Raw genomic sequence first — 25,523 nt, 5'->3', positions numbered from 1 at the left:
AACTAGAAGACAATGATTATGAGGAACTGGTAATTATACTTGCCAAAGCGTTTGTTGATAGCGATCTAACTTGGGTACAGTTTCAGCAAATGGCCAAGCGGGTAGCCCAAGGAGAGGTTTATGAAAACATCAAGCGAGAGTTAAATCTTGACAGTCAAGCTTCTCAACAACTATCTGCAATGATGACTCAACACTTTGGTTGTCAACATCTAGAATGCATCAATCCTTCTAAGTAGCACTATATATTTAACGTGATATAAGAATCGAGATAGATAAAAAGCGCCCCCCGTTTCCGGAGGGCGCTTTTATTTAGCTAATACTTCAGAAATTAGCCATTGATTGCAGGTGCAGTCAATGCAACAGGAGCAACTTCACCAGCAGCCAAGTCGAGAGGGAAGTTGTGAGCATTGCGCTCGTGCATTACTTCCATACCCAAGTTAGCGCGGTTGATGATGTCAGCCCATGTGTTAATGACACGACCTTGAGAGTCAATCACTGACTGGTTGAAGTTGAAACCGTTCAAGTTGAACGCCATGGTGCTGATACCCAATGCGGTAAACCAAATACCGACTACAGGCCAAGCTGCCAAGAAGAAGTGCAAGGAACGGCTGTTGTTGAAAGATGCGTATTGGAAGATCAAACGACCGAAGTAACCGTGTGCTGCAACGATGTTGTAGGTTTCTTCCTCTTGACCGAATTTGTAACCGTAGTTTTGAGATTCGGTTTCGGTTGTTTCACGAACCAAGGAAGAAGTTACTAGAGAACCGTGCATTGCACTGAACAAGCTTCCACCGAAGACACCAGCCACACCTAACATGTGGAAGGGGTGCATTAAGATGTTGTGTTCTGCTTGGAACACGATCATGAAGTTGAAGGTTCCGGAGATACCCAAGGGCATACCGTCAGAGAAAGAACCTTGTCCGATGGGGTAGATCAAGAATACTGCGGTTGCAGATGCCAAAGGTGCACTGTAAGCTACGCAGATCCAAGGACGCATACCCAAGCGGTAGGACAGTTCCCACTGACGACCCATGTAGCAAGCACAACCAATTAGGAAGTGGAAGATTACTAGCTGGTAAGGACCGCCGTTGTACAACCACTCATCTAAGGAAGCTGCTTCCCAGATGGGGTAGAAGTGCAAACCGATCGCGTTGGAAGATGGAACAACTGCACCAGAGATGATGTTGTTTCCGTAAATCAAAGAACCTGCTACTGGTTCGCGGATACCATCGATGTCTACTGGAGGCGCTGCGATGAAGGCGATTACGAAACAGGTGGTTGCGGCTAGCAAGGTTGGAATCATCAATACCCCGAACCAACCGACATAAATCCGGTTTTCGGTGCTGGTGATCCAGTTGCAGAACCGTTCCCATACGTTGGCGCTTTCGCGTCTTTGTAAGGTTGTGGTCATTGTTTTATGATTGCAGTGATTATTACTAATGAATCATGCGTACGTAGTTTTCGTACACATTAATAAACTTAACATGTATTTACGTTAGGTATAATTTTTCTTACTTATATTTATTTTAAAATATATTAGTTTTACTGATAATGGTGGAGCATTTAAGGGTGGTTAATACCTTAGAACTTATGCAAGAAACCTCTTGCTGCGTAAGTCCTACCCTTAGTTAGCGATCGCAAGCAGCGATTAGAAATCAAAGTAGATATATGGCACTCCTTCAGGAGCTAATAACCAAACAGCGTAGAGGCATAGTGGCACTAAGACAAGCTTAAAGGGCCAGTTTAAATCCAACTTCAGCTTGCCTTTGAGACCATATACTATACTCATTAAAATGGCCAAAACGATCAATAAAATAGTGAGTTGGTATTGGCTCATATTCAGGGCTTCTACATAGACCTTTTGAGCAAATTGTTCGTCGGCAGAATGACCCCAAAGGTGCTGAACTACTGAAGAAGAATCTTGGAGATTGGGTAGACGAAACCAGATCCAAGAGGTAAAAACCATCAACTGAGTCAAAAGCCAAGCTACAACTACACCAAAAGGATTTTGCCAGAAATGTTCTAAATGTTCGTAGCGATCGCTCATCGCATCTGTCAAGCGATGAACGCCTAAGGCCAATCCGTGGAACATGCCCCATACTACAAAACCCCAGGCAGATCCGTGCCAAATACCAGCGACTAACATCACAATAAATAAATTCCAGCAGGTACGAGTCAAGCCTTGCCGAGAACCACCTAAAGGAAAGTAGAGATAGTTACGCAGCCAATCTCCCAAAGTCATGTGCCACCGTCGCCAAAACTCTGCAATACTAGTGCTGAAGTAAGGAAAGTCAAAATTTTCAGGTAATACTAAGCCGAACAGCAAAGCACTACCACGAGCCATGTCTACGTAACTGCTGAAGTCAAAATATAACTGTAAACCGTAAGCAAATGTAGCTAGCCAAAGATCGGTACTTCCCGCACGTTGCAAGTTCCCAAAACATAAATCGACAAAAATTCCCAAATTATCTGCCAAAATACATTTTTTGAATGCACCCTGAGAAATTAACCAGACAGCCTCTACCACTCGATCTGATGTCGGCAAATCTAATATGTTGAATTGACTTGCTAGGTTATGGTAACGAGTAATTGGGCCTGATATCAGTTTGGCAAAAAATAATTTGTACGTAGCAAATTTGAGAAAATTATCAGTAGCAGGAGCACCGCGATAGATATCTACTAAATAAGCAATACATTCAAAGGTAAAAAAGGAAATTCCTAAAGGTGCTATTAATTTAAAAGAGGTATCTGTGGAATTAATTTGGGTATCAAAAAATAACTTGAATAACGCTGGTAGATATTTAAATCCTAGTAGCAATAAAATATTTAAAATTACACCTAACCACAACAACTTGAGACGGCGACGATTCCAATCGGCTTGGGCATACTGCCACTCTTCATTAGAAATTTGCCAGTCACTAGCATGTTTTCCCGGTGAGGTGTTTTTCCCAATCTCCCGTCCCAGACGAAAGTTAATAAAAGTCAGCGCTAATAGCAGTGGTACGTATTGGATATGCAAAGATGCGTAGAAAACAAGGCTAGCAATTAGCAAAGTCCATAACCGCATTTTTTGATTAGCTACAGACCAATAAATCCCCAGTACACTCAGTAAGAATAATCCGTAAGCAATAGATGTAAATTTCATTTTTTAGTCATTTTTTAATTAGTTATTGGTCAGTAGTTATTAGTCAAGATAAAATAATAAACAACTAAAAACTAGCAAAAAGCGGAAAAATTATTTCATAGACCAAGGAATCATTGGATCGTTAGCTAACTTCTTCGATACTTCATAAGCTCCAAAGCGATTGAGATGGCTAGGGTCAGAAAAATAATCATTTGCTTTTGGCCAAAGGTCGCTTAAATCTCGATAGATAAAGTTAGGATTAATCGCCAGACGTAACATATATTTTTGGAATTCTTGCTCGTATTTTTGGCGTACTGGGTCTAAATATTCCGCCGTAAGCGGCATATTGATAAATACTAGAGAAATTTTCTGAGACTGGGTAAACTGCAACATTTGTTGAAAGGCAGCATCTTGTTCGCCTTCTACGTGAAAAGATTTATAGTCGTTGTCGTAGTTTCCGGTAACTCTGGGGTGTTTTTGATAGTATCTAGCAGGATTGAAGCGTACAGATAAAGGTAGGAAGCCATCAAAATCAACTGATTGTTGTTCTGTTTCTTCTGAATCATCTATGAGGGATTGGGTTGATGATGCCACTGTCTCAGTTGTTTGACTGACTAAAGGCAAAGATATCAGTTGTTTGTGCAATAAAGCCTTAACTCGATCGCGTTTGTCATAGCTAGAAGAAACACTGGCTAATGCTTGATTTAACCACTGATTTACTGCTTCATAGCCGCTAACTTCTGGCTTTTCATTTGGCTTTGGCTTTTCAGTAGCATTGGCAGGATTTTTGGGCAGATCGTCGCCACTGGCGGTTTGTTTTTTCTGCAACGCTTGTTTATAGCCTTTAGAAGCGGCGATCGCTTTAAATGTTATATCCTCACGACCGCTGTTAAAAGCACGGGAACCGTCTGCCCATAAAATTAACTTCGGTAGTTCTGATGGTTCTAAAACCTCTCGAATCAACAAGTCTACAACTTGGACTGTCGCCCCATTAATTCCAAAGTTAAATACATCGATATTGGCATAACCTTGATTTGTCAAAGCTTTAGCAAGTTCTGTGGGATCGACTCCCCTTAAGGCACGGGAGGAACCAATAATCAATACATTTGGAGGATGACCATTTGTAGCTAGCCGTTGTCTATATAATGCTAGCTGTTCGTCTAATTGCCTGACATTGAAACTTGGCATCTGCGATCGCGCTGCTAACAAAATAGCAGCAGCAGTAGCCTTTTGTTTTAGTGGTGCGGCTGTCAATTCTCTAGGTTGGTCATCATCTTGGGTAAACCCCGAAGCATTAAATACATTACCTTTCTTTGGAGAAGGTTTTGTACTAGTGGTGCTACTCAGAAATGCCGTTCTCTGACTCTGGCTATTTTCAGATGGCTTTTGTTCGGGAGACGATGCAGGCAAAACACCAACCACTGGTGTCGATTTCGGCGTAATGCGATCGATAAATCGACCCAAGAACCAATCAGTTTGCAGGGCAATTAATAAACCTAGCGTTCCCCAAACTATAGCAATCTTGACTCCTTGATTATCGTAATCTGGCGCTGCTGGCTGGTCGGCTTCTGTAAATATCTGGGTTACTAATAGCCACTTTTTAATTGTGGCAGTTGCAGTTGTCGCCCAATCGCGCGCGACTTCAGTGACAAAACTTTGAACTTCTTCTGTAGTTAAATCGGGGCGAAGAATCGGTTCGCTAGCTTCTGTAGTTAACAAATCGTTAACGTATTGGGAAGTAGCAGCAAATTCTGGAGTAGCTTCTGGAACTAAACGCTGGCGAATTTCCCAATCTAAACCATGATGCCAAGCAGGTTCTTTGTTTCCAGCCCGGCGGCCGTAGACACGTATCCCGGTAATGCCACGTAGTTTTAACAAGCGCACAAATTGCGTGACTTTGCTGCCTACTTGTTTGCGGACTGGGCAAACAGGTGCATCACACATCACGTGCAATAAATCATTTTTGCGAAGCAGAAGTACGCGGATACCACCTGTTTTCAACCGCCGATCTAAGTCGGGATTGAGTAAGCGTTCGAGTAAAAAAACGATCGCTGGTTGGTCGCCAGTAGTTGCCAATTCTAAAGCTGGGGTAGCAAGGGCTGGATACTCTGCTGCTGGTAAAGAAATCCAATCAATCCACGCTGGTTCTTTATCGTTGGTTGTTTGTCCGTAAATGGTGGCGGCGAGAATGCCTTGAGGAGCGATCGCTTCTAGTTGCGGTACGATCGCTTCTAAGCAGAGTGTTTTATCTGGGGCTGGCGTATCTTCTGTTAGGGGAACTGCTGGGGTGCAAAATATGTGTAGAGTCGATTCTTTGAGAGCAGCTTGGACAGTTACTTTTAACTCAGATAATACCTCAGTTAACAGAAGCGCGATCGCTTGCACATCTCCCCAACGCGCCCATTCCTTGAGCATCGCCTCTGGAGGTGTCAAATCCACCTTCAGCAGCCAATCTGGTGCTGTTTCACCACTAACTTGCGAAGCAATTACTGCATCTTGATAGCCAGCAAGTTTTAAATGCCGCAACTGCTGGGCGATTGGTTCTGCTAATAAAGAAGGATCGGGACTGTAAGCAGTCTGGCACAATATCCACAGGCGATTCACCACAGTTGGAGTGCCATCTTTTGGCTGGTGCTGCTTGATTTTTACCTGTACCGCCACGCCCAATGTACTGAGAGTTTCGCTAAGATAGCGAGCAATGGCATTTGGATCGCCTCGGCGTGCCAAACTCTCGTTAGAAATAATCAACGCCCCGCCTACTTGTCGGGATTTTTCCGAGCTTTCTAGGGCTTGCTGTACCTGTTCTAAGTGCCGTTCCAGTTGATTTAAATAAACTCGATGACACCATTGGGGTCGATATTCCCCTTTCTTCCGCCCGTAGACAAATACTTGGTATATTGAGGGTTGTTCGCTACTTGTTAAAACATCTAAGTCTGTTTGCTGTAGTGCGCGAAGCAAGTCAGACAGAGTGCGCCAGCGTTGAGGGCACTCTGTACCTTCACAAAGAATGTGTAAGTCATTTCCCCGCAACCGGACTTTCACCCCGAAAGAGTTGATTCCTGTTGCCTGACTGACCCATTGCACAAGGGATTGCTGGCTGTCTAGTAATGCTGTTTTCATGGGCAGTTAACTTTACAGGAAGCGAGTATGGGGGGGTATTGCCTGCGCTTGTAAACTAGAACCATAGGTTTATCATACTTTGCTGTTTTTTTTTAACACTTTTGTTACCTTCTCAGCTTGCAAAATAGGCCAAGATAGTCTTGTACTGTTGCAAGTTGCACAGATGTTGAATTTCGCGTTTCATTTTACTCTGCCAACAACCAAGAAATAGCAATGCCTCCTACTACCCAACAGTCGTCACAGAACGTTTTGTTTAGCATTCCCCAATCTTTTCTCTTACAAATAGGTACAGGCTCTATACTACTGCTGCTCACCACCGGAAAGGCCACAGTAAAAGCCCTAGAATCTCTCGGAGAAGTTAGTGAAGAATTGTTTCGAGGCGATCGCCTACCCATTCTTCCCTTCCCCGATGACAGCGAATCTTAACATTAAAGTTAAAAAATATACTTAATAACAATCATGCTCGCGGTAAATTTGAGCATAAATTGCCACAACTAAGAACTTTCAACGGTAATCGGCTTTATCAGAGCAGAAAATATGAGTTCTATTTTATACTCCTTGTCTCAAGCTGCAAATTTCTATCCTGCGTCAGAATTATTTTTGCGTCATCGTCTCCAAGTAGTGGAGGAATTATGGGAATCAGTTCTCCGGCAAGAATGCGGCCAAAATATGGTGGACTTATTGCGGCAGTTGCGCGATTTGTGTTCGCCAGAAGGACAAGCCACAAACGATCAAGCCGATTCTGCCGTCAAGTTGATCGAACAACTGAATATCAACGAAGCAATTCGAGCAGCTCGTGCCTTCGCTCTGTATTTTCAGCTGATTAATATCATAGAGCAGGAATTTGAACAGCGGCAGCAATTAGCACGCTATTCGGAAGTAGAAACAGAACTGATACATCAAGAAACTCACACAAATACGACATATTCCTCGAATCAAAAAGAAGATGATGCGATTGTTCGCACAGATATAGAAACAGAATGGCTGGCAACAAGTTGGGTTGCCAAAGGGCAAGGAAAACAAAAAGGTACTTTTGCTACCTTGTTTCCCCTTTTATTTCGGCTAAATGTACCGCCCCAGCAAATTCAACGGTTAATTTCACAATTGGATGTGCGTTTGGTGTTCACAGCGCACCCAACAGAAATTGTCCGTCATACAATTCGAGATAAACAGCGACAAGTAGTCAACCTCTTACAAAAGTTAGATGCAGTGGAAAATCGCTCTGATAGCACAGTTGGAGGATATCCTTGGGAATCAGCAGAAATACGCGAAAAATTGCTCGAAGAAATTCGCTTGTGGTGGCGTACAGACGAACTCCATCAATTCAAGCCCACGGTACTTGATGAAGTAGATTATGCCCTACACTACTTTCAAGAAGTATTATTTGATGGCATCCCCCAACTATATAAACGCTTCAAATACGCTTTAGGTCAAACCTTTGCTTGGTTAGAGCCACCGAGTAAAAACTTCTGTTCTTTTGGGTCTTGGGTAGGTTCAGATCGAGATGGCAACCCCTCAGTTACACCAGAAACTACCTGGAAGACAGCTTGCTATCAACGCAAAATGGTACTGGAAAGATATATCCGGTCAGTGAAGCAGCTGATTGAATTATTAAGCGTGTCAATGCACTGGAGCGATGTCTTACCTGACTTGCTGGAATCTCTAGAGTTAGATCAATCCCAGTTAAGTGATGTATACGACGCATTGGCACTGCGTTATCGCCAAGAACCATATCGGCTGAAATTATCTTACGTGTTGAGGCGGTTGGAAAATACCCGCGATCGCAATCTTGCCTTGTATAACCGAGAAACGCCAAAAAACGAAGACTTACCCATGTACCGTTCGGGGGCAGATTTTTTAGCAGAACTGCGGTTAATTCAACGAAACTTAACTGAAACAGGTTTAAGTTGTCGGGAATTAGAAAATCTCATCGCTCAAGTCGAGATTTTTGACTTTAACTTGACACAGCTAGATATTCGCCAAGAATCATCCCGACACTCTGATGCCTTGAATGAAATTCTCGAATACCTGCAAGTCTTACCCCAATCCTATGATGAATTATCCGAGGAACAAAGAGTCGCTTGGCTAACAGGGGAACTACAAACCCGGCGACCATTAATTCCGGCAGAGTTACCATTTTCCGAAAAAACCAACGATGTAATTGAAACCTTCCGCATCTTGCGATCGCTGCAACAAGAGTTTGGTGTCAACATCTGTCAAACTTATATCATCAGCATGTGCCGCCAAGTCAGCGACGTACTGGAAGTATTACTGTTAGCCAAAGAAGCCAGACTTTTCGACCCCGCTGTTGCTGTAGGAACCATTCAAGTCGTTCCCTTATTTGAGACAGTAGAAGACTTGCAACGTTCCAGAAGCGTCATGCGCCAGCTGTTTGAACTTCCCCTGTATCGGGCTTTGCTAGCCGGTGGCTATGCAGTAGACACGGGGACACGGGGACACGGGGAAACGGAGAAAGAAGTCACCGCGTCCTCGCGTCTCCCAGTCACCGCGTCTTCCTCCCCTCTCACCCCCAACCTACAAGAAGTGATGTTAGGGTATTCTGACAGCAACAAAGATTCTGGTTTCTTAAGCAGTAACTGGGAAATTCATAAAGCTCAAAAATCACTTCAGACAATTGCCGAAGAGTATGGCGTGAATTTGCGGATCTTCCATGGGCGTGGTGGTTCTGTAGGCCGTGGTGGCGGCCCAGCTTATGAAGCGATTTTGGCTCAACCAGGTCACAGTATTAATGGGCGGATTAAGATTACCGAACAAGGGGAAGTTTTAGCTTCTAAATACTCGTTGCTGGACTTAGCTTTATACAATTTGGAAACCATCACCACTGCTGTAATTCAAGCTAGCCTCTTGCGAACAGGGTTTGATGATATCGAACCTTGGAATGAGATAATGGAAGAATTAGCAGTGCGATCGCGTCAACATTATCGCAATCTTATCTACGAACAACCAGATTTTATTGACTTTTTCCACCAAGTTACTCCTATTGAGGAAATTAGCCAACTGCAAATTAGCTCTCGTCCGGCGCGGCGACCGTCTGGTAAAAAAGATTTAAGCAGTCTGCGAGCTATTCCTTGGGTATTTAGCTGGACACAAACTCGATTTTTGCTGCCTTCTTGGTACGGTGTTGGTACAGCTTTGCAAGAATTCTTGAATGAAGAACCAGAAGAACACCTGAAATTATTCAGCTATTTTTATCTCAAATGGCCTTTCTTCAAAATGGTAATTTCCAAAGCGGAAATGACCTTGGCAAAAGTAGATATCCAAATGGCACACCATTACGTTCAAGAATTGTCGAACCCAGAAGACAGAGCTAGGTTTGAGAAAGTTTTTGAACAAATTGCCAACGAATTCTATCTCACCAGAGATTTAGTCCTGAAAATTACCGGTCACAATCGACTCTTAGATGGCGATCCGATATTACAACGTTCTGTACAGTTGCGTAATGGGACGATTGTACCCTTGGGTTTTATACAGGTTTCTCTACTCAAGCGCCTCCGCCAGTCCCGAAATCCTGCTGCTACCACTGGCGTAATTCACTCTCGTTACAGCAAAGGTGAGTTATTACGAGGAGCATTATTAACTATTAACGGTATTGCTGCGGGTATGAGAAATACAGGCTGAAAAACCAGTAGTCAGTAGCCAGTGGTTAGCAATCAGTGGTAAAACACATACAACTGACTAAAAAAGGGTGTAAGGGTATGGGGTGTGGGGTGTAGGTGAAAAGGCTGCATAAATATCACTTCCACAAACAAGATGAGCCACTGCAATTTATGGATAGGGTTCCCTTATACCTCTACACCCTTACCCCTTATTTCTTGACAAATGACTAAGAACAGAATTTTAATTTGCACTTTTTTAGCACTGTCATCAGGTTTTTTCGGTGGTTACATTGGTGGACAAATCACTTTAACGCTGCACGCTCAGAAGTGCCAAAACCAGCCTTGGGGCTTGAAGGAGATGTGTAACGCTTGGGTAACACCAGGGGCAATGTGGCAAGGTAGCACAACAGGAATATGGACGGGTACAGTCTTAGGGGCGTTCGTTGGCGGTTTAGTAACACGCCAAACTCGCTATTAGAGTTAAAGAGCTACTCTTGTCTCCGCATCCCCGCGTCCCCGCGTCCTCTTCCCCTCTATTCCCTCACTAACTATCTGTGGTTGCAGTCCGCGATTGCAAGTTACTTAGAGGTTTCCAAGATTTAGAACTAGTATCAAAACAATGCCAAGTTCCATCTTTGTGTTCTCGGTAACAAAACAAAGTGCGATCGCAGCCATTAAAATTATCGGTTAAATAATATACAATCCCTCGAAACGGAAAAGTCTTGCGACTCAGACGTTTTGCTACTGCTTGATTTGGACATTCAACTATAAATATTGACTGTCCATTCAGGTGAGCTAATGAGAAGATGCACATTCGTAAAATTGCCCTGAGCCAACTTTCCGATTGATCGAAGTAATCATTAATGATTTTGTTGGTCAGTGCTTTTTCGAGGGTACGGTCTTTGTCGTGAGGAGTTTGGTCGCCAGACATAGTTTCACCTTCTGCTACACCAATGGTTCGAGGTTAATCCAAAATCCTAATAACTGACAAGTGTATACGCACGTTATATGTAAAAATTATTTATACTTCTTGCACCGTATAGTTAAATACACGGAAGTTAGGCAGTATGCAGGAGTTGTTATCTCCCTGCTGTTTTATTCTCCGTCCCTAGTGTTTAATTTCAAACTTGTTATAACTCAAAGTTTGCGGCTGCATGTACAGCAGTTGCGATCGCATTGTTAATGGCAATCTCTTTTTGAGATAACACGATTTCTTCGGCAACGCTGCGTTGAGCAACTACACCACAAACAGCACTAGCGGCAAATTGATACACTCCTGCCATCTTAAATAGTGTACCGCATTCCATTTCGTAATTCAAGACATTCAACCGCTGATATTCTTCTGTAATACCATACAGCGATCGCATTAAATTCGGATTTGCGGAATCAGTGCGTTCTTGTCCTTCGTAAAAAGTATCTACTGATGCTGTAATCCCGATATAATGCTCAATCTGTAGTTTTCGTGCTGCTTGTGCTAAAGCAACTGTGAGAAATGGGTCGGCTGCGGCTGGATACTCCACAGGTGCAATATCATTTGCTGCACCTTGACGGCATAAGGCTGCACTGCTAATGACAATACTACCGACTGGCACATACGGTTGAATGGAACCGCAAGTCCCAATGCGAATAATTTGCTGAATTCCTACTTGTACCAACTCGTTGACGACAATACTTAAAGAAGGCGCGCCCATACCACTGGTAGCTGATAAGATGGGGCGACCATTGGGTAAATATCCCACATAGCTATTGAGTCCGCGATTTTCTGATAATAAACGCACATCCTGCAAATGAGTTTGAGCAATAAAACGCGATCGTTCGGGATCGCCTGATAATAAAGCTATGGTGGGAGGTGAAGAATCTAAATCATCTTGCCCAAAGCCAATGTGATAGAAGCGTTTACTAGTCATCTAATTTTAGATTTTGTTACTGAATAAATTTAATTTGTTTTAAGTAGTGAAAAGTCTGAAAGAGTGCAAGCGTTAACTCGTTGTTCCCAAAATTATAAAAATAAACATAGAAAAACCTGAATAAATTGCAGCTCTAGCGAGATTGCAATTTATCCAGGATTATAAGGAATATATTTATGCTCGTAAAAACGTAAACTTAGTATTCCCCAAAATTTTCAGATTTGAACATTATCCAGATGTAATCTTAAAGAATAGAGCATTCTAGTTTTTCTTAGTGCCATTCATCTGCAACTCTCCTCCTTCCCAAATCTGAAGTTGCCTTTCAGCTGCAACTATGCAGTTAAGATATTTGGGTGGATAAAGAAAATTATCGTAGGCTAAAGCCATCAGTCTGGCAGCCTCAGTATATGGTACTCGTCCTATTCCCGTACCTAATCCAGGACAAGCGATGGTATTAATCTTCTGATTGGTATGTTGATTATGGCGGCGGACTGCTAGCAGCATAGCCCACATTGCTATATAAGGAATATCTGTCCCAGCAATGACTATAGGAACTCGCATAGTGGGTGTATGAGCCAAAAAAGGGTGCTTGTGATGACCTGTTTCCACAATCATTGATGTTCCCACAGGCTGTTCGCCTAAATATTGTTCAAGAATGCGCTGTTGCACTCTTGCCATCAAGGAACGACCAAAAAAACGAACGATCGCAGCATCTATGCCACCGTCCATCATACCAAAAGAATTAGCAGGGCTGACCAGACAATCAAATTCTGGCAACCACTCGAAGTAATTATTGACTATTTCTACATTAGGTAAGTAACTAAAATGCTGTTGAAAGGCTGCACACAACATTGAATTGGGAGCTACCAATATCAGTTTCAAGCTTTTATTTCCTCCGCTTGAGTACTTATTTTAAACATCAGCCCTTCCAACATCAACTATTTCTCTGTATTATCAGCCTTTTCTTTTTTATATATTACATATATAATACAAAAAATGTTACTACTTAGGTAGTAACTATTTATCGCTTGAACAAAAGGAAATCTTATGATTCCCCGAAAACGCATCCGTAATATTGGTATTTCTGCTCACATTGACTCTGGTAAAACTACGCTATCAGAGCGAATTCTCTTCTATACTGGCAGAATCCACGCTATTGAGGAAGTGCGGGGAGGCGGTAAGGGTGCAACTATGGATTTCATGCCAGAGGAAAAACTACATGGCATCACCATTACTTCTGCTGCTACAACTTGTCAGTGGCACGATACCCAAATCAATTTAATTGATACGCCAGGACATGTTGATTTCACGATTGAAGTAGAACGGGCTTTGCGGGTACTGGATGGGGCAGTGATGGTGCTGTGTGCTGTGGCGGGCGTACAATCCCAGTCCATCACCGTGGATCGCCAGATGAAGCGTTACCGCGTACCGCGTTTGGCATTCATCAACAAAATGGATCGGATGGGGGCAAATCCATTTCGTGTAGTACAGGCAATGCGCGATCGCTTACAACTAAATGCCGTCTTGCTTCAGTATCCCATCGGTAGTGAAGACCAATTCCAAGGTGTAATTGACCTCGTGGAAATGAACGCTCACTATTTTGAGGGCGAGAACGGCGAAAACGTCGTAAAAAAACCAATTCCCAAAGCTTTTGAATATGAGGCACAACAGGCACGAGACAAACTACTGGATACTTTGTCGCTGTTTTCGGAACCCATGACTGAGATGTTGTTAGAAGGTGAAGAGATTCCCTCAGCACTAATTTGGCAAACTATCCGCCAAGCAACTCTCAGCTTGGAACTTACCCCTGTGCTGTTGGGTTCGGCATTCAAAAATAAAGGAGTGCAGAACTTATTAGATGCGATCGCTCTTTATCTACCATCTCCAGTAGATAGAGAAGTGGTCAAAACTGCTGAGTCTGTAAGTTTATACCCTAACCCTGACAATCCTTTAGTGGCTTTGGCATTTAAACTCACTGTCGAGTCCTTCGGGCAATTAACCTACACCCGTATTTACTCAGGGACGTTGAAACAGGGCGATACCGTCTACAACTCCCGTACCGGACAACGGGTGCAAATCGGGCGATTGGTGAAAATGCACGCCAATAAGCGCGAAGAGGTGAAAGTTGCTGTGGCAGGGGATATTGTGGCTCTGTTGGGTGTTGATTGTGCTTCCGGCGATACGTTCTGTTCTGGAGAACCATTGGTGTCTTTAGAGAAGATGTTTGTACCGGAACCCGTAATTACGCTAGCAATTACGCCCAAAAAACAAGAAGATGGCGATCGCCTTTCCAAAGCCCTCCACTGCTTTCAACGGGAAGACCCAACTTTTAGAGTCAGCATTGACCCTGAATCTGGGGCAACTCTAATTTCTGGGATGGGCGAACTCCACCTAGAAATTTACGTAGAACGCATTCAACGGGAATATAACGCCGAGGTCTACGTCGGAACTCCCGCCGTAGCTTATCGGGAAACTATTGGACAACGAGCAACCTTTGACTACCGACTTAAGAAACAGTCAGGCGGCCCCGGTCAATACGCCCATGTCTCTGGGTGGATTGAACCTACAGATGAGCCGTTTGTCTTTGAAAACCGAGTCGTTGGGGGTGCGATTCCCAAAGAGTACATCCCTGCTTGTGAGAAAGGTTTCCGTGAGGCGTTGCAATCTGGAGTGTTGGAAGGTTATCCCGTAACTGGGGTGAAAGTCGTTTTGGAAGGGGGTTCATATCATCCAATTGACTCTTCTGAAATGGCTTTTAGGTCGGGTTCGCATCAAGCGCTTGAAGGTGCGATCGCCAAAGCCAAACCCCACATCCTCGAACCCATCATGCTTGTAGAAGTGGAAACACCCAACGAGTTCATGGGACGAGTTCAGGGCGATTTGTCTTCCCGCCTGGGTTTGCTGTTGGGTTCCGAGACTATGCAGGGATACACAGTGATTCGCGCTGAAGTTCCACTGGTGAAAATGTTTGGCTATTCTACAGACTTGCGATCGCTCACTTCTGGTATGGCCACCTTCACAATGGAGTTTGCCTGTTATAGACAAGCTATGACAGTCAAATAGGAAGACTAGGGATAACGCACCGCTAAATATTTACGGTTCGTTACCCTGACGCAACAACACACGCTACCCAACTCTAGCCTTTTAGGGAATCAAACAGCCTGCTTTTGAAGGTGAGCCACTGCACCCTTGCGGTTACGAGACTTGTAGAGAGTGGCATGGATTTAAAGGCGATCGTCAAATATTTGATACATCACTAAAGACTTTTAAAACATCCTCTTAAGAACTGCAAACACTAGAATGCACAAAAGTCTACTTAATTTATTCATTGACTTTTACTCAGCATTCAGTATTTTAAAATCAGAGTGAAAGAATCTCAGAAAAATATGTTCTACTGTACATTTTTGCGGTTTCAGGATATGTAAATCAATAAATATCTGTAAGAAGATAATTAATTACTTTTTCTATTTTATCTACCTGTTTATCGTGAGTTTCAGATATTTTTCCGGCTTTGATGAAAATTGATAGTAATCTGAATATATGTAAGTGAATTACTTGTTATCTAGCATTTAGCCGAAGACAGCTATTTTTATGACACAAACTATACTTTTTGAATTTTGCTGTAAATTTTTGGATTTGGCAATCAAAATAATGCAGATAAACTATTTTCGACAACACAAAACTAGTACCATTTTCTAGTACCTATGAAGAATTTACTGCTGTTAAGTTAGTCTTCATGACTTTTACTACCTACTTCCCTGGTTTAAATCATCAACTAACTTACTCTTAGTAGAAATTTACCATTCTTAATCTGTAAACAATAATTTTGCTCAAGCTTCCCAAAGAACATCTTTACAATCTGCCACTTGTACAAAACCTAAAACTTCTACAAAATAAGTATAAAATACTACTTTTCTAAGTAAAAATTTTTCGACCGAGTACATACAATGCTGACACTATAAGACTAGATTGGCTGTAATCGCACATTGGATAATACGGATATCAGCAATACTTTTAATACTGAAGGGCGAGAGCCAATAGTCTATTTGTAAGATTTAAGTTAGGGTTAGATTAGCCAGATTAGCCAAAGATACAGAAAATCTAACTAATTTTTGAAATACTATTTTCTAATGAATGGTTGGACTATTTCGCTATTTGGTAAGGATATGACAGGGTCTACCACAAAAAATAAGAGTTCAATAGATAATAGCTTAACAGATATTGGGAAATTAGGAGTTAGGGGTGAAGAATCTCTGTACTAACTCAAATATGACAGTTATATTTATTTGAACGCTACTTTTTAACATATTGCAGGGAATTCTACAACGGAATTCGCCTATTTGGCCTGCGAATATTAATTTTATCTGAAGTTTATCCCAATGAAGACACTTCCCATTAGTAGATATAGATTTTTCCAAAAACTCCAACCTTTATCTCTGTTAAAAAAAATTACTGCTAAGTCTGTTAGTGGCTGTTTACAAGTATTTAGCACTTCAGGTTCTTGGTCAATATATATAGAAGAGGGTAAGCTGATTTATGCTTGCTACTCAGAAAAAATGTTTGAGCCGCTTTACAGAAACTTGCAACGCTTGAGTCAGCACATTTCTACTCTTCCTTGCGGGATTCACGAGCAGTTACAGGCGATATTTGAAACTGATATTGAGAATCAGGTAATACCTAACCCAGATTATCTAGCTATTTGCTGGTTAGTGAGTCAAAAATATATTAGTCCTTTGCAAGCAGCAATGCTGATTGAGCAGTTAGCGCTAGAAGTTCTAGAGTCTTTTCTGGACTTAGAAGAGGGAAGTTATGAATTTATTGGGGAAAGTTTTCTAGATGATATGCCAAAGTTCTGTCATCTGAATCTTCGTTTATTAGTCGAACAATGCCAAAAAGGATCGCCCTATCCAGGAAATTTCCAGTCATCAGTTCATCAAGAACAGCGATCGCAATTTTCCCAGCAAACTCAGTTACAAGCTCAACTCAAAACTGAGCCGTCACAGTCGAGAATAAGTGGCGATCGGGTAGCAGAACATTCTAAACGCTTTTTATCCCAGCAAATTCAAACTTCTCAACCTTCTATTGATAAAAAAACTTATACAATATTCTGTATTGATGACAACCCAGCCATGCTGAATGTCATTAAAGACTTTTTAGACGAGCAAATATTTTCGGTAATCGGAGTAACAGATTCCTTAAAAGCATTAATGGAAATTCTCCGTACCAAACCAGACATAATTTTATTAGATGTGGATATGCCAAATTTAGATGGCTATGAGCTATGCTCATTATTGCGTAAACATTCATATTTTAAAAATACACCTGTAATTATGGTGTCGAGAAAAACCAGTTTGATCGATAGAGCAAGAGCTAAACTGGTCAAAGCTTCGGGCTATTTAAATAAGTCTTTTACTCAAGGAGATTTACTAAAAGTTATCTTTCAGCACATTGTGTAATTTACCCAATAACTAGAATAAATACACCAAAACTTATTTCGGAGATTCAGGATTGAGTATTACATGGGTGGGCACAATTCTGATTATAGAAAGTTCTTTTAATAAATTAAAATTAATAACTCATTACCTGGGAGATAGGGGTTACAAGACTCTTACAGCCACTACTGCTAGAGAGGCTTTAGAAATTGCCTTAGAAGAAAAACCAGATGCGATCGTCATTGATGTAGTAATGCCAGGAATGAATGGCTTTGAATTATGCCACTTTCTCAAAAATCATCCAATTTATCAAAAAGTGCCAATAGTAATTTGTAGTGCTAAAAATCGGGCAATTCACCAGTTATGGGCAAAGAAACAAGGTGCTGATGCCTGTATAAATAAGCCATACACACCCGAAGAGCTACTAAGCGCTATCCAATCGGTTGAGGTATTCAAGCACTTTTGACTGAACCTCATTAAGGAATCCTTCTTGAGTCTTTTGAGTATCAAGTTCTTTAATAAACTCAATTTCTGATAGAATCTCCTGGCATTCGTCTATGGTGGCTCCATTTAGCTTCTAGAAACTCACGAGTCCATTTTTCTTTTTCTGCAATGGAAGCAAACGAAACAATAAACTGCTGAAGAGTTTGTTTTGCCTCAGAGTGAAGACCAACAGTTTTGAAATGTAAGTACTGTTTATAGTATTCATGTTCCATATTCTTAAGTTTGTAAGAATAACGAAACTACTTGATATAGCTTAGTTTACTTGGACAAGTTTGACACCAATTATTGAACTGGACAACACCCAGAAAAAATGCTGTGCATATTCGCTACTTTCCAATTGCTGCGATCGCAGTTATGCCAAATTCAATAAATACGTTACACAGTTAACTGGACTTTTGTTATGCCTTGGCGCATTTCATATTGTCGTTTTAACCAAGAGCGTTGAATTTGCTTACGCAGCAAAAGAGGAAGTTTAGTCAAAAGCGATCGCAGCAGTGAATTTTTTCGTAGTAGTTCGCCTTGGGCGGCTTCTGCTAACTGGAGTTTTTGGGCGCGGATAATTTCTGGTTCGCGTTCTGCTTGAATTTGCGTTAATGCTCTATCAATTTCCTGGTGTTCGGCTGATGTTTGTAACAACGGTACTAGATGATTAGCAGCAACGATCGCATCGCGCAATGCGACATTAATTCCTTGGGCGCGGACGGGAGACATTGGGTGTGCAGCGTCACCCAGAAGCATTACCCCTGGTACGTGCCAGCGCGGACAACAACCAACTACAACAGAAAGCCGAATCGGAGACTCGATGGTGTCTGCATAATTACGGAAATGTTCTGCTAGCCAAGAAGGCGAGTGCGAGGCGAAAATTTCTCCCCAGTCTGCTGGCTTCCAATCGGTTGTTTCATTTGCGGACATCACCCAAGCTAGATGTAGTTTTCCTGCTTCTACTCCATGAAAGATGGTAAAGACGCGATCGCCTTTTTAATCAGCAGAATGGCGAGTAAGCTAACTAGTAGGGATAGTCCTTTTTAGCTTTTGTTATTGGATAAGCTTGACACTAATCATCAAACTGGACGACACTCAGACAAAATGCTGTGCATATTCACTACTTGCCCAATAACTGCGATCGCAGGTGCGCCAAATCCTGTCTTTTCTACTTGCTCGATAATTGTTCCTAATTTACCAATCAATTCTTCTTGGTCGGGTCGCGTACCCCAACGCACCAAAGCTATTGGTGTTTCTAGGCTCAATCCTGCTGTACTTAGCTGTTCCACAATGTAAGGCAGATTGTGGATTCCCATGTATATTACAATCGTTTCGGAACCGTGGGCGATCGCTTGCCAATTTACTGTCGGTCGATACTTCCCTGCTGCCTCATGTCCTGTAACAAAAGTGACAGATGAACTGTACAATCTATGTGTTAAGGGAATGCCTGCATAAGCTGGCGCTGCAATTCCCGATGTAATCCCTGGCACAACTTCTACAGATACTCCAGCTTCTACTAGTTCTGCCATCTCTTCGCCACCGCGACCAAAGATAAACGGATCGCCACCTTTAAGTCGCACGACTATGGCATTATCTTGAGCTTTTTCCATCAACAGAGAAGTTGTTTCTTCCTGTAATAACGAATGTCTCCCCATCCGCTTACCAGCGTTGATTTTTTCTGCTTGGGGATTAATCATTGCTAGAATTGCCGGACTCACTAAGGCATCATAAATTACGACATCTGCACATTCCAACAAGCTTTTGCCTTTGAGAGTCATTAGCCCTGGATCTCCAGGCCCCGCACCTACTAAATAAACTTTGCCCAAATACTTTTGTCCCTTTTGTTCTGTGCAGTTCATTTATACATGAAATCCCCAATCAAATCAGCTAGTTCTGCACTTGCTCCCAAAGGTTGAGCCAGTTGGAAAGTTACAGCAGGGAATTGTAATTTTAGCTTTTCTACTGCCTGGGCGATCGCATCGGTTATGCCGCCTGCGAATAAAAAGTATGGCAAAATTGCAATTTCTCTATTGCCAGCAGCAACTAACTGTTCTACCTGCGATTCTAAACTCGGCGATACAGACAAATAAGCAGCTACTCCACCCAGATTTGCTGCTATTGTTTCTACCAATTTTTGCGAATCCGAACGACGACTACCGTGAGCTAATACAATCCATGCTTGTGCTTTGATGGCTGCTATTTGCTTTGCCAGCAATGTCTCTAAACCAGGATGACTGCCTAAGTATGGTTGTAAGTCAATGATGATATTTTCGCCAAGAGTCTGTTGTGCCAAGGCAATTTCAGCGGGAATGTCTGTCATCACATGCACTCCCGGTAGCAGAAATAACGGTATAATCTTCAGGCGATCGCCCTTTGATGCCAAAGTACGCTGGACAAATTGTTTAATCTGCTCGTGCAATGGCTCAGGACGCATTTCCAAAAAAGCTATACCTACCATTTCGGACTTTGGGGAGGATACGCTATTAATGGCAGGTGTCAGTTCTAGCGAGTTTTTTTGCAGTTTGTTTTGTACTAGAGTTGCTAATTGCTGCATAGCAATTTCTGGGCGGGGGTCACGGCTTCCGTGGGATACTAGCAAATAGGCAGATGACATGGATAAAAGTGTAACTCTCGGTTACTATTTTGCAGGCTCTCAGCTAGAGCGACAACAAAATTTTAGCGTCAAATCGAGCGGTTTTTGAGGAGGCGATCGCTCTTCGGCATACTTTATTGCTGTTCGGCACTATAAGTATAAAAGTTATTAAATGCACCCACCGTTTCAAATTTATAAGAAGGTAGCCAAGCACTCACTTTTAAATCCGTGCGGTAAACACTAAAAACAACGAAATCTTGTCTTTGCGTAGTTGCTGCTAAAATATCCTTGATTTGGGGGTTAGCCGAATCTACAAGTTTGTCACATTTTGAATGTAGTAAATTTTCTATTAATCTTGATGTCTTATTACAAACATCTTGTTTTAAGTATTGCGTCAGCCGTTGCATAGCATACTCCTCATACTCAGGCTGACTGGGATTAGTCTTCGCCATTGTCACACCACATACAGCTAGTCCTGCTGCTCCCACATATGTCATGATAGTCAAAGCTTTCATATTTCCTAACTGTGATATGCTATGATTGTCGCACTCCAAAGACTCTAAATTAACTGAGTCCGTTCCTTGAATAAAAACTCTTGATTGCTACTCTAAAAAATTGTATAATCAAGATATTGAATGGCGAGCGTAGCCAAGTGGTTAAGGCAGTGGTTTGTGGTACCACCATCCGTGGGTTCGAGTCCCATCGTTCGCCCTCTTAAATCTACAGCAATATACTATATTTTTTAGGAGAGAATTTGTTCGCCAAAATACCAGCAAATCAAGTTTAGTAGAAATTTGTTAGTCATATCTCATTTGACTAAATGAATCTCATATAAGATTAACGTGAGTTCGACGAATTAAAAAACAGCAAAGTGAAATTTTAACTTGACTTCCCGTCATCCGTCCCCCGCTACAAGTGCGTTTCAATCCCTAATAGGGATTAAGTGAAATTTCAACCCATAGAGAAGACTTTGCCACAAGGGAATTATCCAGGTTTCAATCCCTAATAGGGATTAAGTGAAATTTCAACAAATCCGGCAACTTAGTACTAAGCCAAGTATTTTAAGTTTCAATCCCTAATAGGGATTAAGTGAAATTTCAACATTCTGGTACATTGTGCCCTTATATAAGGATCGTTAGTTTCAATCCCTAATAGGGATTAAGTGAAATTTCAACATTTAAAGCATTGTTGTCCGGCAAATATCCTGAGGTTTCAATCCCTAATAGGGATTAAGTGAAATTTCAACTTATAGACACATGGGTGTTACAATCATATTTTTAAATGAGTTTCAATCCCTAATAGGGATTAAGTGAAATTTCAACGCTCTTATCTTCGCCAAGTAGGATCTGAATGTGTCGTTTCAATCCCTAATAGGGATTAAGTGAAATTTCAACCAATTGTATTTGTTTCCGTCAAATTCTCCATTTTCGTTTCAATCCCTAATAGGGATTAAGTGAAATTTCAACTAGATTGTACTATGTCTCAAAAATTTGATAAATCGGTTTCAATCCCTAATAGGGATTAAGTGAAATTTCAACATTATTTTTAAGGGCGATCGCCCTCCTTTCTCGTTGTTTCAATCCCTAATAGGGATTAAGTGAAATTTCAACAATCATCGAACGCACCGAGCGCTATGAATTCTGGGTTTCAATCCCTAATAGGGATTAAGTGAAATTTCAACCCATCTGTTCACGCTCAGTAAAAGGAGTTAAATAGTTTCAATCCCTAATAGGGATTAAGTGAAATTTCAACCATGTTGCTTGGATTGGAGGAAAGAGCGTATATTGTAGTTTCAATCCCTAATAGGGATTAAGTGAAATTTCAACGAAATAGCCCCGCAAGGGGCTTTCATTATATAAAATGTTTCAATCCCTAATAGGGATTAAGTGAAATTTCAACTTCGGTTACTTGTTTTTTACTTATGGTCTAATACTAAAAGTTTCAATCCCTAATAGGGATTAAGTGAAATTTCAACGTTTTAATATAGACGATCACGCCATCTACCCTGTAGGTTTCAATCCCTAATAGGGATTAAGTGAAATTTCAACTTTTTATCGTTTCCTTCATTGATCGTTCGACAGTGGTTTCAATCCCTAATAGGGATTAAGTGAAATTTCAACGTGTATCAATTTGTTCAGATTTGGATTGAGGAATTCTGTTTCAATCCCTAATAGGGATTAAGTGAAATTTCAACTTAGTTCGCATGCCCCTTGAGATTCTAATAATGCAAGTTTCAATCCCTAATAGGGATTAAGTGAAATTTCAACGTCTTTGGTAAAGTTGGGCCCATTCAAAAACTTCGTTTCAATCCCTAATAGGGATTAAGTGAAATTTCAACTTAAAAAAGCTAGGGCGATCGCTCGTGGGCAAAGTTTCAATCCCTAATAGGGATTAAGTGAAATTTCAACAGCGGTCGCCTGGAATACAGTCTATATTGAGTTTTCAAGGTTCTGTTGCGCGAATGAGGTAATGATAGCATAAAAAATTGTTACCCAGTAATCAGTAAATGGCTAAAACCCTTTCTAGATAAGGTGCGCGGCGACTAAAAGAGATATTTTGTTCGCAAGCCTGATGTTAAAAGGGTTTCAAGCTCATTTGCCAAAATTTGATTTCAAACAGCTACCCATCCGCGCCTGAAGGAATGAAAATACTGCTGTTATTTTAAGCGATAGCTGTTATAGTTCAGTCTACCAGAGCAATTTAGCTACCAAAACAAAGTTGATATTCTTCGGTTGTGATATCGGGGTTAGTGATTAAATAATCATGCAGGCGATCGCAGGCTTTGGTTAACAATCGATCGATATCTAATGTTTGCAGTTCTATATTCTCCAAGTTCCACAATTTGACTGTGGCATCCTGACCGCCCGAAGCTAGGATTTTGGCATTGGGACTAAAACTAACGCTTTTCACGCTACCGTTATGTCCTTGAAAGGTTTTGAGCAAGACACCATTGGTAACACTCCAGAGTTTGATAGTACCATCATCGCTGGCTGAGGCCAGCATTTTGCCGTCAGGTGAAAAATTCAGGTTAGAAACTAAATCGCTATGCCCTTGCAAGGTTTGGAGCAGAGAACCGTCCAAACTCCAGAGTTTAATAGTTTTATCCTGACTGGCTGAAGCTATAGTTTGACCGTCGGGAGCGAAACTAATATCCCAGACACTAGCGCTATGGCCTTGCAAGGTTTTAAGCAGAGAACCATCCAAACTCCAGAGTTTAATGGTTTTGTCTGCACTAGCAGAAGCAATTGTTTTGCCATCTGGGCTAAATTTCACCTTAGTCACCCAACCGCTATGTCCTTGGAGGGTTTTGAGCAAACGACCGTCGAAACTCCAGAGTTTAACAGTTTTGTCAGCACCACCAGAAACAAGGGTTTGGTTATCGGGACTAAAACTCATGCTCATTACCCAATTGCTACGATCTGCAAAGGTGTGAAGCAACTTCCCTTCTAGTTGCCGAATTTGGATAGTATGGTCTGCACTTGCCAAAGCAACTGTTTTGCCATCGCTAGTAAAGCTGATGCTGGTGACATTATTAATTGGCGAAGGTAATGTTTTGAGCAACTGACCGTCTAAGCTCCAGAATTTCATGGTGTTATCAGTACTGAGCGAGGCGATGGCTCCGCCAACACCTCCAGTGAACGCATTACCATTAGAGATGAAGCTGACATAATTCACACTGCCTTTGTGCCCATAAAAAGTTTTTGGCAGGGTTTTGTCCAGATTCCAAAGTCTTACAGTGTTGTCATCACTAGCTGAGGCAATTGTCTTGCCATCTGGGCTAAAATTGACACTATTTACTTCATGGCTATGCCCTTGAAGTGTAGCCAACAAGTTACCCGTACGAGTCCAGAGTTTGATAGTTTTATCAGCGCTAGCAGTAGCAATTGTATTGCCATCGTTGGAGAATACGACTTTCCAGACGCGATCTTTATGTTCTTCGAGAGTTCTGAGCAAAGTACCGTTACGACTCCATAGTTTAACAGTGCGATCGGCACTAGCAGAAGCAATTGTTTGTCCATCTGGGCTAAAACTAACACCCAATACTTCTCGCTCGTGGGCTGGTATAGTTGTTAGCAAACGACCATCCGAACTCCAAAGTTTAACTTTACCGTCATCGCTGGCAGAGGCAATAATATCGCCTTGCGGCGAGAAACTCACACTATTTACACCTCGGCTGTGTCCGTTAAGAATTGAGAGTAACTTCCCGTTACGACTCCAAAGCCTAACTGTATTGTCATTACTACCAGAGGCAATTATCTTGCCGTTAGGCGAGAAAGTGACGCTATTCACTCCATCAATATGTCCTGTAAAAGTTTTGAGGAGCTTGCCATCACGACTCCAGAGTTTGATAGTCTTGTCAGTACTAGCAGAGGCTAAAATTTCACTATCGGGTGAGAAAGCGACACTATTTACTCCATCGCTATGCCCTGTGAGCGTGGTAAGTAATTTGCCATCAGGACTCCAGAGTTTAATTGTATTGTCAGCGCTGGCAGAAGCGATTATTTGCCCATCAGGTGAGAAACTGACGCTAGTAACCCAAGCATTGTGCATCAAGCGATTGCGTTCTTGAGTTCCATAAACTGCCTCTTGCAGGATAGTTAAGGCTTGAGTTTGGATATTAACTGGAATTCCAGGAGTTATTTTCTGTAATTCCCTACCTGCTCGAACGCTAGTTAGTAATGCTTCTAACTGCTTATTAGAGAGAAGAAAGTTTTCTGATAAAGCATTCAAAGCTTGTAATTCTCGCAATTGAGCTTTTTGAGTTTGCTGATAAGCCAAAACAGCTAAACCGAAAGCAGTCAATCCCAGAATACTAATAATTGCTACAGTTCTTTGAGCTTGTTTGAGAAGACTTTCTTCTTTTTGTTTTTGTTGTCGTCTTTTTTGTAAACAAGCATCAAGAAAATTTTGGACATCAACAGATAATTCATCAACGTAATTAATGTAAATTTCTTCTGCTGCTGCTAGCCGAACGCCGCACAATAAAAAATCAGGTTCTTCATTGTTTTGCTTCCACAAAGCAGCTGCTTGTTCGATTTGACGATGCGATCGCAATCTGGCACGATTTTCTTCTAACCACCAGCGTAATGTTGACCAGTGGCGAATTAGTATTTCGTGGGCTACTTCTATAGTTACCGCCGAAGATGAAGCAGACGCGGAGAGGGGGAGATAGTGAGACTCGGAGAGTGTTTGTGATAAATTCTCCGCATCCCCGCGTCCCCCCTTCCCCGCGTCTTCTTTCCC

At 41.8% G+C, this 25,523-nt stretch carries 18 protein-coding genes, 1 tRNA gene, 1 pseudogene and 1 CRISPR repeat array; of the genes and pseudogenes, 8 read left to right on the top strand and 12 right to left on the bottom strand.

Annotated features, from left to right (window positions below; genetic code table 11):
* Positions 1-236, top strand: a pseudogene (locus I8752_RS15110) (alpha/beta hydrolase); the annotation flags it as partial.
* Between the two features lie 92 nt (positions 237-328).
* On the opposite strand, the gene psbA reads toward I8752_RS15110, so the two are convergent.
* From psbA to I8752_RS15095, 3 genes are all read right to left on the bottom strand, one after another.
* Positions 329-1,411 (bottom strand): photosystem II q(b) protein, encoded by a 1,083-nt coding sequence (gene psbA, locus I8752_RS15105; RefSeq protein ID WP_214433137.1) that lies wholly within the window; start codon positions 1,409-1,411, stop codon positions 329-331.
* A 237-nt stretch (positions 1,412-1,648) separates the two neighbouring features.
* Positions 1,649-3,145, bottom strand: coding sequence for an MBOAT family O-acyltransferase (locus I8752_RS15100; RefSeq protein WP_214433136.1), 1,497 nt, complete (start codon positions 3,143-3,145; stop codon positions 1,649-1,651).
* 90 nt (positions 3,146-3,235) lie between these two features.
* Positions 3,236-6,244, bottom strand: a complete 3,009-nt coding sequence (locus I8752_RS15095) for a DUF1574 domain-containing protein (protein WP_214433135.1) — start codon at positions 6,242-6,244, stop codon at positions 3,236-3,238.
* Positions 6,245-6,457: 213 nt separating this feature from the next.
* Here I8752_RS15095 and I8752_RS15090 point away from each other — a divergent pair, with 213 nt between their 5' ends.
* From I8752_RS15090 to I8752_RS15080, 3 genes are all read left to right on the top strand, one after another.
* Positions 6,458-6,670 carry a hypothetical protein gene (locus I8752_RS15090; RefSeq protein ID WP_214433134.1) on the top strand — a complete coding sequence of 71 codons (213 nt, stop codon included), beginning with the start codon at positions 6,458-6,460 and terminating at the stop codon, positions 6,668-6,670.
* A gap of 111 nt (positions 6,671-6,781) precedes the next feature.
* Complete coding sequence (locus tag I8752_RS15085; protein WP_214433133.1) at positions 6,782-9,883, top strand: phosphoenolpyruvate carboxylase; 3,102 nt, start codon at positions 6,782-6,784, stop codon at positions 9,881-9,883.
* A 201-nt stretch (positions 9,884-10,084) separates the two neighbouring features.
* Positions 10,085-10,339, top strand: a complete 255-nt coding sequence (locus I8752_RS15080) for a hypothetical protein (RefSeq protein ID WP_214433132.1) — start codon at positions 10,085-10,087, stop codon at positions 10,337-10,339.
* Between the two features lie 66 nt (positions 10,340-10,405).
* Here I8752_RS15080 and I8752_RS15075 read toward each other — a convergent pair whose 3' ends face one another.
* From I8752_RS15075 to I8752_RS15065, 3 genes are all read right to left on the bottom strand, one after another.
* Positions 10,406-10,792: a hypothetical protein gene (locus I8752_RS15075; protein ID WP_214433131.1), complete on the bottom strand. Its 387-nt coding sequence runs from the start codon at positions 10,790-10,792 to the stop codon at positions 10,406-10,408.
* 199 nt (positions 10,793-10,991) lie between these two features.
* On the bottom strand, positions 10,992-11,768 hold the full coding sequence (locus tag I8752_RS15070; protein WP_214433130.1) for a nucleoside phosphorylase: 777 nt from the start codon (positions 11,766-11,768) through the stop codon (positions 10,992-10,994).
* A 261-nt stretch (positions 11,769-12,029) separates the two neighbouring features.
* Complete coding sequence (locus tag I8752_RS15065; RefSeq protein ID WP_214433129.1) at positions 12,030-12,650, bottom strand: macro domain-containing protein; 621 nt, start codon at positions 12,648-12,650, stop codon at positions 12,030-12,032.
* A gap of 165 nt (positions 12,651-12,815) precedes the next feature.
* Here I8752_RS15065 and fusA point away from each other — a divergent pair, with 165 nt between their 5' ends.
* From fusA to I8752_RS15050, 3 genes are all read left to right on the top strand, one after another.
* Positions 12,816-14,831: an elongation factor G gene (gene fusA, locus I8752_RS15060; protein WP_214433128.1), complete on the top strand. Its 2,016-nt coding sequence runs from the start codon at positions 12,816-12,818 to the stop codon at positions 14,829-14,831.
* Between the two features lie 1,316 nt (positions 14,832-16,147).
* Entirely contained in the window at positions 16,148-17,224 is a 1,077-nt protein-coding gene (locus tag I8752_RS15055; protein ID WP_214433127.1) for a response regulator, read from the top strand.
* Positions 17,225-17,276: 52 nt separating this feature from the next.
* A complete protein-coding gene (locus tag I8752_RS15050) occupies positions 17,277-17,666 on the top strand; it encodes a response regulator (protein WP_214433126.1) in 390 nt (129 codons plus the stop codon).
* A 58-nt stretch (positions 17,667-17,724) separates the two neighbouring features.
* Here the strand turns inward: I8752_RS15050 and I8752_RS15045 are convergent, their stop codons facing one another.
* The 5 genes from I8752_RS15045 to I8752_RS15025 all read right to left on the bottom strand — a co-directional run bounded on the left by I8752_RS15045 (position 17,725) and on the right by I8752_RS15025 (position 20,794).
* Positions 17,725-17,916 (bottom strand): hypothetical protein, encoded by a 192-nt coding sequence (locus tag I8752_RS15045; protein WP_214433125.1) that lies wholly within the window; start codon positions 17,914-17,916, stop codon positions 17,725-17,727.
* A 163-nt stretch (positions 17,917-18,079) separates the two neighbouring features.
* Positions 18,080-18,616 (bottom strand): FAD-dependent monooxygenase, encoded by a 537-nt coding sequence (locus tag I8752_RS15040; protein ID WP_214433124.1) that lies wholly within the window; start codon positions 18,614-18,616, stop codon positions 18,080-18,082.
* A gap of 149 nt (positions 18,617-18,765) precedes the next feature.
* Positions 18,766-19,545, bottom strand: coding sequence for a uroporphyrinogen-III C-methyltransferase (gene cobA / locus I8752_RS15035; RefSeq protein WP_214433123.1), 780 nt, complete (start codon positions 19,543-19,545; stop codon positions 18,766-18,768).
* A complete protein-coding gene (locus I8752_RS15030; RefSeq protein WP_214433122.1) occupies positions 19,542-20,300 on the bottom strand; it encodes a sirohydrochlorin chelatase in 759 nt (252 codons plus the stop codon). Before I8752_RS15030 ends, cobA begins: the two co-directional genes overlap by 4 nt.
* 113 nt (positions 20,301-20,413) lie before the next feature.
* Positions 20,414-20,794 (bottom strand): DUF4359 domain-containing protein, encoded by a 381-nt coding sequence (locus tag I8752_RS15025; RefSeq protein ID WP_214433121.1) that lies wholly within the window; start codon positions 20,792-20,794, stop codon positions 20,414-20,416.
* Between the two features lie 123 nt (positions 20,795-20,917).
* Here I8752_RS15025 and I8752_RS15020 point away from each other — a divergent pair.
* Positions 20,918-20,990: transfer RNA gene (locus tag I8752_RS15020), tRNA-His, on the top strand.
* A 208-nt stretch (positions 20,991-21,198) separates the two neighbouring features.
* A CRISPR array of direct repeats spans positions 21,199-22,687; the repeat unit is 37 nt; unit sequence GTTTCAATCCCTAATAGGGATTAAGTGAAATTTCAAC.
* A 292-nt stretch (positions 22,688-22,979) separates the two neighbouring features.
* Here I8752_RS15020 and I8752_RS15015 read toward each other — a convergent pair.
* Positions 22,980-25,523, bottom strand: a 2,544-nt coding sequence (locus I8752_RS15015; protein ID WP_214433120.1) for a WD40 repeat domain-containing protein, incomplete at its 5' end; no start/stop codon positions are given.

Origin of the sequence: Dendronalium phyllosphericum CENA369 (assembly GCF_016056275.1) — a bacterium.
GTDB lineage: Bacteria > Cyanobacteriota > Cyanobacteriia > Cyanobacteriales > Nostocaceae > Dendronalium > Dendronalium phyllosphericum.
The sequence above is the reverse complement of the archived record's forward strand: the minus strand, read 5'-3'. Positions and strand labels throughout refer to the sequence as shown.

Excerpts from the sequence above, each read along its gene's own strand:
- fusA (WP_214433128.1), top strand. The coding sequence starts at position 12,816 with ATGATTCCCCGAAAACGCATCCGTAATATTGGTATTTCTGCTCACATT.
- I8752_RS15040 (WP_214433124.1), bottom strand. The coding sequence starts at position 18,616 with ATGTCCGCAAATGAAACAACCGATTGGAAGCCAGCAGACTGGGGAGAA.
- I8752_RS15030 (WP_214433122.1), bottom strand. The coding sequence starts at position 20,300 with ATGTCATCTGCCTATTTGCTAGTATCCCACGGAAGCCGTGACCCCCGC.
- I8752_RS15025 (WP_214433121.1), bottom strand. The coding sequence starts at position 20,794 with ATGAAAGCTTTGACTATCATGACATATGTGGGAGCAGCAGGACTAGCT.
- I8752_RS15045 (WP_214433125.1), bottom strand. The coding sequence starts at position 17,916 with ATGGAACATGAATACTATAAACAGTACTTACATTTCAAAACTGTTGGT.
- I8752_RS15070 (WP_214433130.1), bottom strand. The coding sequence starts at position 11,768 with ATGACTAGTAAACGCTTCTATCACATTGGCTTTGGGCAAGATGATTTA.
- cobA (WP_214433123.1), bottom strand. The coding sequence starts at position 19,545 with ATGAACTGCACAGAACAAAAGGGACAAAAGTATTTGGGCAAAGTTTAT.
- I8752_RS15090 (WP_214433134.1), top strand. The coding sequence starts at position 6,458 with ATGCCTCCTACTACCCAACAGTCGTCACAGAACGTTTTGTTTAGCATT.
- I8752_RS15080 (WP_214433132.1), top strand. The coding sequence starts at position 10,085 with ATGACTAAGAACAGAATTTTAATTTGCACTTTTTTAGCACTGTCATCA.
- I8752_RS15095 (WP_214433135.1), bottom strand. The coding sequence starts at position 6,244 with ATGAAAACAGCATTACTAGACAGCCAGCAATCCCTTGTGCAATGGGTC.
- I8752_RS15075 (WP_214433131.1), bottom strand. The coding sequence starts at position 10,792 with ATGTCTGGCGACCAAACTCCTCACGACAAAGACCGTACCCTCGAAAAA.
- psbA (WP_214433137.1), bottom strand. The coding sequence starts at position 1,411 with ATGACCACAACCTTACAAAGACGCGAAAGCGCCAACGTATGGGAACGG.
- I8752_RS15085 (WP_214433133.1), top strand. The coding sequence starts at position 6,782 with ATGAGTTCTATTTTATACTCCTTGTCTCAAGCTGCAAATTTCTATCCT.
- I8752_RS15055 (WP_214433127.1), top strand. The coding sequence starts at position 16,148 with ATGAAGACACTTCCCATTAGTAGATATAGATTTTTCCAAAAACTCCAA.
- I8752_RS15100 (WP_214433136.1), bottom strand. The coding sequence starts at position 3,145 with ATGAAATTTACATCTATTGCTTACGGATTATTCTTACTGAGTGTACTG.